This is a genomic window from Roseateles sp. (assembly GCF_039595595.1).
Lineage (GTDB): Bacteria > Pseudomonadota > Gammaproteobacteria > Burkholderiales > Burkholderiaceae_C > Roseateles.
On the sequence record NZ_JBCNLG010000057.1, the window covers coordinates 1 to 10713 of the forward strand.

A 10713-nucleotide genomic window follows, 5' to 3' on the forward strand; every position below is an offset into this window, starting at 1 on the left:
GAATTCCTCTCGTTGGTCCTTCACGGTGACTGGGCTCCAGGGCAACTTCGTCCTCCCGCTGACTAGGCGGGAAAAGTGTTACCCATGTCCTGGCACACCTGTTACCTATGTCCTCGGTCCATACACGAGAGGGGGGAGAGGGCAGGGGAGAGGGGGCGGCTCGAAGGGCAGCAGCGCTTGGGCACGAGCCCCCTCACCCCTCCCTCTCCCCCTGTCGGGGGCGAGGGGGTAAGACGGGTGGCGGCACGTCGAACAAATTGATCGTCTGCGGCTGGTCGAGCACCAGGTCGGAGCGGGCGCAGGCGACGCAGGGGAGGATCCAGCCCTCGTCCTTTTCCTCGCGCGACAGGCCGGGCCACTCGATCCGGTAGGCGATGCTGCCCGACACCAGTTTCGCGATGCAGGCCCGGCACGTGCCGTTGCGGCACGAGTGCGGCAGGCGCAGCCCGTGGTCGAGCGCGGCCAGCAGCAGCGTCTGGCTCTCGGGGGCCTCGAATCGCCACCCTTGGGGATGGAGCTCCACCACATGGGTGGGTTCATGCGTGAGTTCAGCGGGGGTCTCGGCGGACGGGGCGCCCGGAATGGCGGCGGGGTGATCCATGGGCGCCATGATGCCTGTGCGCTAAGCTCGCCCGATGCCCGACACCCCGATTCCCGGCGCCGCCGCCGATCCGACCGTCCAGGCCGCGCAGGCCTTCTTCGATCAGCTCAACCGCGACTACATCGCGGTGCACAAGCGCAAGGAGGACCTGTTCTGGGCCACCTACATGGCCACCAGCGACGACCACGAGGGCTTCGGCCGCGCCGAGACCGCCTACAAGGCCTTCATCTCCGACCCGGACCGGCTCGCCGCCACGCGCGCGCACTTGAAGGCCGTCGAGGCCGCGCCGGCCTGCGCGGCACGCGACGCGCTGGCCCACGGCCTGCGCGGCTGGCTGGGCGTGTTCGAGGCCAACATCGTCGACAACGACGAAGGCCGCCGCCTGATGGCCGAGCTGATCGAGGCCGAGCGCATCCTCTTCGCCAAGCGCAAGGACTTCGCCCCGACCCACGTCAACGACCGCGGCGAGACCGAGGCCGCGACGCTGACGATGCTGTCGACCAACCTCGCGACCAACCCGGACGAGCCGCGCCGCCGCAGCTCCTACGAGGCGCTGCACGCGGTGGAGCGCTGGGTGCTGGAGAACGGCTTCCTGGAGATCGTGTCGCTGCGCAACCGGCTGGCGCGGGCGCTGGGCTTCCCGGACTACTTCGAGATGAAGCTGCGCAAGAACGAGCGCATGTCCAAGGCCGGCCTGTTCGAGATCCTCGACGACTTCATCGCCCGCACCGAGGCCGCGCAGCGCCGCGCGCACGACGCGCTGGCGGCCCGGCACGGCGCCTCGGCGCTCGAGCCCTGGAACCTGCGCTTCCACAGCGCCGGCGACGTCACCCGCCGCATGGACCCGTACATGCCCTTCGGCCCGGCGCTGCGCCGCTGGGTGCGCAGCTTCCGCCGGCTGGGCATCCAGTACCGCGGCGCGATGATGCGGCTGGACCTGCTGCAGCGGCCCGGCAAGTACCAGAACGGTTTCTGCCACGGCCCGCTGCCGACCTGGTTCGACGAGCAGGGCCGCTGGCACGCCGGCGAAATCAACTTCACCGCCGAGGCCAAGCCCGATCAGGTCGGGAGCGGCGCGCGCGCGATCAACACGCTGTTCCACGAAGGCGGCCATGCGGCGCACTTCGCCAACGTGACGCAGAACGCGCCCTGCTTCTCGCAGGAGTTCGCGCCGACCTCGATGGCCTATGCCGAGACGCAGTCGATGTTCTGCGACAGCCTGCTGGGCGACGCGGACTGGCTCAAGCGCTATGCGCGCACCGTCGACGGCCAGGTGATCCCGGACGAGCTGATCCACGACCGCATTGCCGCCGCGCAGCCGATGCGCGCCTTCGATGAGCGCGCCATCGCCGTGGTGCCGTACTTCGAGGCCGCGCTCTACGCCATGTCCGACGACGAGCGCACGCCCGAGGCGGTGCTCGCGCTGGCGCGCGCGATGGAGCGCCGCATCCTGGGCGTCGAGCGGGCGCCGCGGCCGATCCTGGCGATCCCGCATCTGCTGAACCAGGAGTCGGCGGCCTCGTACCAGGGCTACCTGCTGGCGCACATGGCGGTCTACCAGACGCGGGCCTTCTTCCTGCGGCGCGACGGCTACCTGACCGACAACCCCGCGATCGGACCCGCGCTGGCCCAGGCCTACTGGGCGCCGGGCAACAGCCTGTCGCATGACGAGACGCTGCGCCGCCTGACTGGCGAGGGCTTCTCGGCGCGCTATCTGGCCGAGGTCTGCGACGAGACCGTCGAGCAGGCCTGGGCCAAGGCGCGCGACACGCTCGAGGCGGCCAGCCGCCGCGGCGAGCGCACCGACGACGGTCTGCCGCTGGACGCGCGGGTGCTGGTGGTGCACGGCGAGCAACTGCTGGCCGATAACGGCGACGGCGGCGATGGCGGCGATGGCGGCGAGGCCGCGGAGCAGGCGATGTTCGAGCGCTTCGAGCACTGGATCGCCGCGCACTATCCGGTCTCGTCGGCCTCGGCGGCCGCGTCGGCGGAAATCCAGTAAAGACGTCCGTGAAGTATCTGCAGGGATATTCGCCGGCACTCGTCGCGCAGGCGAAGCAGTTGCTGGACGCCGGCGAGCTCGGCCCGCTGCTGGCGCGCAAGTATCCGGAGCCGCACGAGGTGCGCAGCGACAAGGCGCTGTTCGACTACACCCAGGCCTTGAAGCAGCGCTTCATGCGCCATGCCGGGCCGCTCGCGCTGGTGCGCTACGACGCCAAGCTCAAGGTGATCCAGCACGCGCTGGGCACGCACACGCGGCAGACGTCGGTGCAGGGCAGCAAGCTCAAGACGCGGCGCGAGATCCGCGTCGCGACGCTGTTCCGCGAGGCGCCGGCGGACTTCCTGCGGATGATCGTCGTGCACGAGCTCGCGCATCTGAAGGAGCTCGAGCACGACAAGGCCTTCTACGCGCTGTGCCACCACATGGAGCCGGCCTACGCGCAGCTCGAATTCGACGTGCGGCTGTGGCTCAGCCTGAAGGACGAAGAGGCGCGCCGGGGCGATGTTGCGCCTGAACCGGCGCGGGCGCCTCCTTAAGACTGAGGACGTCCGCGCGCCTGCCTCTTTTTCGGGCAAGGTAGGGGAAGCCCTTTCGGATCAACGGCTTGCGCGACTGCTGCGCAGCCTGTGCACGCGTTTATCCACAGGCGGTGTGGACGTTCCGCTATGCTCTCGGGCTTTCCAGATCCCGATCCGCGGCGTCACGAGCGCCGCGCTTCCCCTGCCTCCGATGATTCTGCTGGCGCCCATGGAGGGCCTGCTGGACCACATGCTGCGCGACACGCTGACCCGTGTCGGCGGCGTGGACCGCTGCGTCTCCGAGTTCATCCGCGTCACCGACCAGTTGCTGCCGCGCCGCGTGTTCACGCGCATCGTGCCCGAGCTGCTGAACGGCGGACGCACGCGCGCCGGCGTGCCGGTGCGCGCCCAGTTGCTCGGCTCCGATCCGCAGTGCCTGGCGGAGAACGCTGCCCGGCTCGCCGAGCTGGAACCGGAAGGCATCGACCTCAATTTCGGCTGCCCGGCCAAGACGGTGAATCGCCATCGCGGCGGCGCGGTGCTGCTCGACGAGCCCGAGCTGGTCGGCGAGATCGTCGCCGCCGTGCGCCGCGCGGTGCCGGCGCGGGTGCCGGTCTCGGCCAAGATGCGGCTGGGCAACGAGGATCGCGAGCGCATGCTCGATTGCGCCCGCGCGATCGAGGCGGGCGGCGCGACCGAGCTGGTCGTGCATGGCCGCACCAAGCGCGATGGCTACAAGCCGCCCGCCTTCTGGGACCAGATCGCCGTCGTGCGCGAGGCCGTCGGCATCGAGGTCGTCGCCAATGGCGAGGTCTGGACCGTCGGCGACGCGCAGCGCTGCCTGGAGGAATCGGGCTGCGCCTCGCTGATGCTGGGGCGCGGCATGGTGGCCGATCCGGGGCTGGCGCTGGCCGTGCGCGCGGCGCGTGCCGGAACGGCGGCTGGACTGGACGCCGATCCGCTGCCGTGGACCGATGTGCTGCCGCTGATGGAAGGCTTTTTCGCGCAGGTGCGGCGCAAGGTCGCGACGCGCCATCAGGCGGGCCGGCTCAAGCAATGGCTGCACTACTTGCGCCGCCGCTATCCCGAGGCCGAGGAGACCTACCAGCGCGTGCGCACCCTCAATGCGCCGGACGCGCTGGCGCTGACGCTGTTCGGCCGCGCGCTGGATCCCGCGGTCCCGCCGTCCGAGTCCGATGACGACGTGCCCGTCGATGCGTCCACCGCCTGCGACACCGACCTCACCGATCAACAACAAGACAGCGACTCGCTGATCGCCGCATGACCGCTTTCCGATTGACCTCGCGCCTGCTGGCGCTCGCCGCCGCCTGCGCGCCCGCGCTCTCGACCGCCGCGGCGCCGGTGGTGCCGCTCTCGCTGGAGCGCGTGTTCGGCGATCCGCCACTGCAGGGCCGCGTGGTCCGCCAGGCCGAGATCTCGCCCGATGGCGCCTGGGTCAGCTACCTGCGCCCGTCGGAGAGCGACAGCGACCAGCTCGAGCTCTGGGCCCAGCCCGCCGCCGGCGGCGCGCCGCGCAAGCTGGTGTCGGCGGCCGAGGTGCTCGGCGGCCGCAGCCAGCAGCTGACCGAGGCGGAGCGCATGGCGCTCGAACGCAAGCGGATCTCGCAGGGCGGCATCACCGGCTACCAGTGGTGCGGCCCCTCGGGCAAGGCGCTGCTGTTCCCGCTCTCGGGCGATCTCTACCTCGTCCGCCTGACCGACCAGGGACCGAAGGCGCAGCGCCTGACCCAGGACGAGCAGGTGCCCGAACAGGACCCGAACTGCTCGCCCGACGGCAGCCGCGTCGCCTACGTGAAGGGCGGCGAGCTGTGGGTGCAGCCCTTGGACGGCGGTGCGCCCGGGCGCGCGTTGACGAAGGGAGCGACCGAGACGCGCTTCTGGGGCCTGGCCGAGTTCATCGCCGCCGAGGAACTTGGCCGCCAGCGCGGCTACTGGTGGTCGCCGGACGGGAAGCAGCTGCTGGCGCTGAACGTCGATGAGAGCGACGTCCCGGTGAAGACGCGGGCGCAGATCTTCGCGGACCGGACCACGATGACGCAGCAGCGCTATCCGGGCGCCGGCGACAACAACGCCCGCGTCACCGCGTGGACGCTGCAGGTGGCGGACGGCCGCGCGACGCCGCTCCCGCTGCCCCCGGATGCCGAATACATCGCCCGCGCCGGCTGGTTCGGCGACGGCACGCCCTGGCTGCAGACGCTGACGCGCGACCAGCACACGCTCGCGCTGACCGAATACGCCAATGGCACTGGTCCGGGCCGCACGGTGATCGACGAGCGCGATCCGGCCTGGGTCGAGGTGCATGACGACCTGCTCGAGATCGACGGCCTGCAGCTCTCGGGCCAGCCGGCGCTGCTGTGGTCGAGCGAAGCCTCGGGCCGCCGCCAACTGGAGCTGGTGGACCGCCGCACCGGCGAGCGCCGTCCGCTGACGAACGAGCCCGAGCCGGTCGCGCATCGCGTGTGCAGCGATGGCAAGACGGTGGTCTACGCGGCGGCGCGCGATCGCGGCCGCTCGCGCGAGCTCTTCGCCGTCGACATGAACGGCCAGAGCCGCGTGCTCGATGGCGCCCAGCCGCGCCAATGGCGCGATGCCCGCGGCGATGGGGATTGCGCGCAACTGCTGGTCACGCGCGGCGCGTGGGGCGAGCCGCCGGCGCTGTCGCTGCAGCCGGTGAAGGCCGGCGCCGCGCCGGTCGCGCTGCCGGGTGACGCGCCCGATCCGCTGCTGGCGCGCATCGTGCCGGGGCCTCAGGTCGTGGACATCACCGCCGCCGACGGCCGCACGCCGCTGAACGCGCTGTACTTCGCGCCGCTGGACGGCAAGCCCGGTCCGCATCCGGTGATCGCGATGGCCTACGGCGGCCCCGGCACCTCGACGACCAACTGGAACTGGAACCGCGACACCGTGCTCATCGCCTACTGGCAACGCCGCGGCTACGGCGTCTTCACGCTGGACACGCGCGGCATGCAGAACCGCGACCGCGCCTTCACGCGCGCGCACTGGCACGCATTCGGCGAGGTCGATGTCGACGATCTGTTCGCCGCCGTCCGTCAGTTGCCCAAGCAGGTGGCCGGCGTCGATGCCAAGCGCATCGGTTTCTTCGGCTGGTCCTACGGCGGCTTCCTGGCGGAGCGCGCGATGCTGGATGCCGACACGCCGCTGGCCGCCGCGGTGGCCGTCGCGCCGCCGACCGACTGGACGCTCTACGACACGGCTTACACCGAGCGCTACCTGGGTCTGCCGCAGGATGGGAAGGGCGGCCAGACCGCGCCGTACCGCCAGGCCAACCTGATCGAGCGCGCCAGGCTGCTGAGCAAGCCGCTGCTGATCGTGCATGGCACGGCGGACGACAACGTGCTGTTCGAGCACACGCTGCGGATGACCGAGGCGCTGCAGGACGCGTCGCGGCCCTTCGAGCTGATGATCTATCCGGGCAAGGCGCACGGCATCGCGGGGCGCAGCGCGAGGCTGCACCTGTACCGCACGATCGACGCCTTCTTCGCGCGCACGCTGGCGCGCTGAGCGCGGCAATCACAGGAAAGGGACGGAGCGATGGCGCTGGTCTATTCGACGGAGGGCGGGCGCACCTGCCCGCAATGCCGGCAGGCGCAGGCGGACTGCCGCTGCAAGGCGCTGGCGGCCAATGCGGTGCTGGGCGACGGCAAGGTGCGGGTGCGGCGGGAGACGGCCGGGCGCAAGGGCAAGGGCGTGACGGTGGTGCTGGGCCTGCCGATGACGGCGGCCGAGCTGACCGAGACGGGCAAGAAGCTCAAGGCCGCCTGCGGCACCGGCGGCACCGTCAAGGACGGCACCATCGAGATCCAGGGCGACCACCTCGACAAGGTGATGCAGTGGCTGACGCAGGCGGGTTTCGCGCCGAAGAAGGCGGGCGGCTGAGGTTTCAGGACTCGGCGGTGGTCGGGTCGATGACGCGGCGCACCTGCGAGATGCGGTCGGCGGGGAAGCCGCCGAGGCGCGCGTGCTCGCGGATCAGGGTCTCGCTGGGGGCGATGTAGACGCAGTAGAGCTTGTCGTCGGTGACGTAGCTCTCCTGCCACTGGACGGCCGGCCCGAGGTCGGACAGCACCGCGCAGGACTTCTGTGAGACCGCCTGCAGCTCGGCCGCGGAGAGCGCGCCGGCGCCCGGCAGGTTTCGTTCGATGACGTACTTGGGCATGGTGGGCTCCTGTTGCCTGATTCCGGACTGGAAACAGAAAAGTATTGGCAGCGCCGGCGCCGGGTTCAAGGCGCGGTCCCCTTGGAACTTGGGGGGTGGACGGGCGCGCCGCTCCGCTGGACGCCGGTTGAAGCGTGGTGAGGTACTGGTGAGTCGTTGATGACGCCGTCATGACGCCGCGTGGCGCGAGTGAGGGGGTTGGGGCAGGGAGTCGGGGAAAGCGCGACGTATGCACGCGCGGCCGCGGGGGTGCAGGTCTAAGGTTGATTCGTCCGGCCCGACCTCCCCACGGGCCTCGGAGTCCGTCCATGAGTCCGTCCCAATTCGCCGCGCTCCAGCGCGAAGTCACCGTTCGCACGAGCGCCGGCCAGGGCCGCTACCTGCTGCGGTTCGAATCCCTCTTCCACGCGGGCCGCGGCCTGTCCTTCCCGTGCGACGAGCACGGCCAGGTCACGCTCGACCAGCTCAGCGAGCAGGCCAGGGAGAACTATCTGTTCGCCCGCGCCGTCGTCGGCCACGAGTACGCGACACCGGTCATTCAGCGCTGCGACGTGTAGGCCGAAAGCCGTCGACATGCCCGGCAGGGAAAAAGCTGGGCCGGCGCCAGCCACCCGTGATGCCTCGGTGGGACCTGAAACAGTTCAGCAGTCATCTGCATCGTTGTTTCCGTCATGCAGAATCGCGCGCTGTTCAATCAGGGAGAGAGGCTGATCCGGCGCCGGGCGCGATAGACGCTCGCCGGTCAGACGAGATGGCGCGTGCCGCGGGCGTGCGCGTGGCTTCCTGGTGCTCGTTCACTTTCAGGAAGCTCAGTCGCATGCTCTCCCTACCGACGGACCGGACGGCCATCGCCCGGTCATTCCATGCTCTTCTTGCGTGCCTTTGGCTCACCTTGATGGCGCCGGCGGCACTGGCCTACGACCGCTACATCCCGCGGGACTGGAATCCCGTGGATCGACCAGGATCCGTGGGCTTTCAACCCCGCGCCTGCGATGCTGATTCCGGAGACGGCATTGCTCGGAATCCAATCAATTGGGGGTACTGGGACGTCTTCGGACGGAGCGGCCGTCCAAGCGAGCCCGATGCCATGTTCGGCCGGGCCATCGCCTTCGCGAGCGCCCATTGCCTTAACCCTTCGCCATGCTCGACGCCAGCGACCTATTCGCCGGGCGCGTGCACGACGTCGACTTCGTGGTTCAGCGCTTCATCGAACTGCCCGTTCCAGTCGACGCAGATGGTTTCGCAATATGTGCCCACCGACTCGGGCTATACCTGCCAAGGCCCGGCTGTCGCCGACGTCCGCAACCATGTTGCTCAGTTCCTGAAGATCTGCAGCACGGTCCCCCAATCGCATTACGAAGCGGAAAGCGGAGAGTGCGTCTGTGACGAAGGCGTCTATGTCCCGGAGGCGAACTCGTGCAAACCGGTGACGGACAGGTACATCCAGACGGACTGTGATGCCTGTCATGGCAATCCCATCGTCGCGCTGACGGGGGCCAAGCTCCAGCCGGTGGAACTGGGGCGGCTGTCGTGGCTGCCGCTGAAGGTGACGTTCAACTCCGCCCGGCGAGTGCCGTACGCGGATGGCGGGCAGCCCTTTGTCCGGTCCGACTCCTCGCTTCTTGGGGAGGACTGGAAGGCCAGTTTCGAGCGCCGCCTTTTCACCGACGTGCACAAGGACAGCAGCGGGCCGGCAAAGCTCATCAACGTCATGCGCGGCAACGGCAATTGGGTCAGCTTCCAGGCTTCGGGATCGAGCTTCGCGGCCGCGTCGCCGTCGGTGAACGATCGGTTGGTCCCGGTGGCAGACGGCTATCTGTACGTCGATGCCGAGGCGATGGTCATCGAGCGATACGACGTGGTCGGCCGGTTGACACGGCTGTCGTCGATTGCCGGGGCCTATATCGACGTGACGCGCAGCGGCGGGGCGCAGGTGATCGGTGACGCGCCGGACGTTGACGGCCTGCCCGTCGCGTTGACCGACCAGACGGGGCGCGTCCAAGCGCTCAAGTACCTCAAGCTGGCGAGTTCCGACTTTCGGCTGTATCGAATCGAAGGGCCCGGCACGAAGGTCCTGTTCGACTATGACGGGCGGGGCCGGCTGTCCGGCTTGACCTTCGCGGATGCGGCGGCCAGAACCTTCCTGTACGAGGACGCTCGGCACGCCTGGGCGCTCACCGGGTACCTCGACGAGAACCGCGCGCGTGCCGGCACCTACGCGTATGACGATGCCGGACGCGCGGTGTCCACGGCGCGAGCGCTCGGGATTGACGCCTACTCGGCGACCTGGGGGATGCCGCCGCAATGGAAGGTGGCCGAGCACTACGACGACTCGAATCAGAAGCTGTGGCGGGACCATTACCTGCAGCTGCCGCAGGACGTCCGCGTGACCTATCCGAATGGAGACGTCGAGACGCTGTCGGCCGGCGGCGCCTTCGGCAGCGTCAAGTGGACGGACAAGTCGCGCGGAGGCGCCAATGGCGGCGCGGTGTCGGCGCAGCACCGCGTGCTCGATGCCAACCTGAACGTCGTGCAGTACGACGATCCCAATGGCAGCCGCCGCTGCGCGACGTTCGACCTGACGCGCAACCTGGAGACGGTGCGCGTGGAAGGCCTGGCGACCGGCACGGCCTGCGCGGGCGCGCTGGGCGGAACGGTTCCGGCAGGCGCGCGGATGGTCAGTTCGCAATGGCATCCGGACTGGCGCCTGGCCACGAAGACGGCCGAGCCGCGTCGCATCACGACGCAGGTCTACAACGGTCAGCCGGATCCGTTCAATGGCGGCGCGATCGCGAGCTGCGCGCCGGCTGAAGCGAAGCTGCCGGACGGCAAGCCCATCGTCGTGCTGTGCAAGCTCGTCGAGCAGGCAACGACCGATGAGACTGGCGCACAAGGCTTCAACGCAATAGCGCAAAGCGGTGTGGCCGCACGCGCGACGAGCTGGACGTACAACGCGGTGGGCCAGGTGCTCACCGAGAAGAACCCGCTGGGCAAGGTGGTGGTGACCAACGTGTACTACGCCGACACGACGGCCGATCACACGCAGGGTGACCTGCAATCGACGAGCAACGTGCTCGGCCATCTGACGCAGTTCCCGCGCTACAACGCGTACGGCCAGCCGCTGGAGATGGTCGATTCGAACGGCACTTCCACGACCTACGCGTACGACGCCCGCCAGCGCCTGCTGTCGACGACGACGCAAGGCGCGGTGACCGGCTACGAGTACTTCCCCACGGGGCTGCTGAAGAAGACCACGCAGCCGGATGGCAGCTTCGCCACCTACGAGTACGACGACGCGCATCGTCTGGTCGCCGTGGCTGATTCGCTGGGCAATCGCATCGAGTACACGCTTGACGCCAGTGGCAACCGGACGCAGGAAGTCGCCAAGGATCCG

8 protein-coding genes and 1 pseudogene are annotated in these 10713 nt (G+C 69.4%); 7 read left to right on the plus strand and 2 right to left on the minus strand.

Annotated elements, in window-relative coordinates; translation table 11 throughout:
- Positions 1–193 precede the first annotated feature (193 nt).
- Positions 194–601 carry a 2Fe-2S iron-sulfur cluster-binding protein gene (locus tag ABDW61_RS26285; protein ID WP_343643028.1) on the minus strand — a complete coding sequence of 136 codons (408 nt, stop codon included), beginning with the start codon at positions 599–601 and terminating at the stop codon, positions 194–196.
- A 34-nt stretch (positions 602–635) separates the two neighbouring features.
- Between ABDW61_RS26285 and ABDW61_RS26290 the strand changes: the two genes are divergently transcribed.
- The 5 genes from ABDW61_RS26290 to ABDW61_RS26310 all read left to right on the plus strand — a co-directional run bounded on the left by ABDW61_RS26290 (position 636) and on the right by ABDW61_RS26310 (position 7039).
- A complete protein-coding gene (locus ABDW61_RS26290) occupies positions 636–2603 on the plus strand; it encodes a M3 family metallopeptidase (protein WP_343643029.1) in 1968 nt (655 codons plus the stop codon).
- Between the two features lie 8 nt (positions 2604–2611).
- Complete coding sequence (locus tag ABDW61_RS26295) at positions 2612–3139, plus strand: YgjP-like metallopeptidase domain-containing protein (RefSeq protein WP_343643030.1); 528 nt, start codon at positions 2612–2614, stop codon at positions 3137–3139.
- Positions 3140–3350: 211 nt separating this feature from the next.
- The gene (locus tag ABDW61_RS26300) at positions 3351–4406 is read left to right on the plus strand and encodes a tRNA-dihydrouridine synthase (protein WP_343643031.1); all 1056 of its coding nucleotides are present in this window, start codon (positions 3351–3353) and stop codon (positions 4404–4406) included.
- Complete coding sequence (locus ABDW61_RS26305; protein WP_343643032.1) at positions 4403–6664, plus strand: alpha/beta fold hydrolase; 2262 nt, start codon at positions 4403–4405, stop codon at positions 6662–6664. Before ABDW61_RS26300 ends, ABDW61_RS26305 begins: the two co-directional genes overlap by 4 nt.
- Positions 6665–6694: 30 nt before the next feature.
- Positions 6695–7039: a translation initiation factor Sui1 gene (locus tag ABDW61_RS26310; protein WP_343643033.1), complete on the plus strand. Its 345-nt coding sequence runs from the start codon at positions 6695–6697 to the stop codon at positions 7037–7039.
- 4 nt (positions 7040–7043) lie between these two features.
- On the opposite strand, the gene ABDW61_RS26315 is transcribed toward ABDW61_RS26310, so the two are convergent.
- The gene (locus ABDW61_RS26315) at positions 7044–7319 is read right to left on the minus strand and encodes a DUF4242 domain-containing protein (RefSeq protein WP_343643035.1); all 276 of its coding nucleotides are present in this window, start codon (positions 7317–7319) and stop codon (positions 7044–7046) included.
- A gap of 308 nt (positions 7320–7627) precedes the next feature.
- On the opposite strand from ABDW61_RS26315, the gene ABDW61_RS26320 reads away from it, so the two are divergent.
- Together ABDW61_RS26320 and ABDW61_RS26325 are read left to right on the plus strand one after the other, a co-directional pair.
- The gene (locus ABDW61_RS26320; protein WP_343643036.1) at positions 7628–7876 is read left to right on the plus strand and encodes a hypothetical protein; all 249 of its coding nucleotides are present in this window, start codon (positions 7628–7630) and stop codon (positions 7874–7876) included.
- A gap of 260 nt (positions 7877–8136) precedes the next feature.
- Positions 8137–10713: pseudogene (locus tag ABDW61_RS26325) on the plus strand (hypothetical protein); the annotation flags it as partial.

Coding starts and splice junctions, on each gene's coding strand:
- ABDW61_RS26315 (WP_343643035.1), bottom strand. CDS start 7,319: ATGCCCAAGTACGTCATCGAACGAAACCTGCCGGGCGCCGGCGCGCTC.
- ABDW61_RS26320 (WP_343643036.1), top strand. CDS start 7,628: ATGAGTCCGTCCCAATTCGCCGCGCTCCAGCGCGAAGTCACCGTTCGC.
- ABDW61_RS26290 (WP_343643029.1), top strand. CDS start 636: ATGCCCGACACCCCGATTCCCGGCGCCGCCGCCGATCCGACCGTCCAG.
- ABDW61_RS26285 (WP_343643028.1), bottom strand. CDS start 601: ATGGATCACCCCGCCGCCATTCCGGGCGCCCCGTCCGCCGAGACCCCC.
- ABDW61_RS26310 (WP_343643033.1), top strand. CDS start 6,695: ATGGCGCTGGTCTATTCGACGGAGGGCGGGCGCACCTGCCCGCAATGC.
- ABDW61_RS26305 (WP_343643032.1), top strand. CDS start 4,403: ATGACCGCTTTCCGATTGACCTCGCGCCTGCTGGCGCTCGCCGCCGCC.
- ABDW61_RS26300 (WP_343643031.1), top strand. CDS start 3,351: ATGGAGGGCCTGCTGGACCACATGCTGCGCGACACGCTGACCCGTGTC.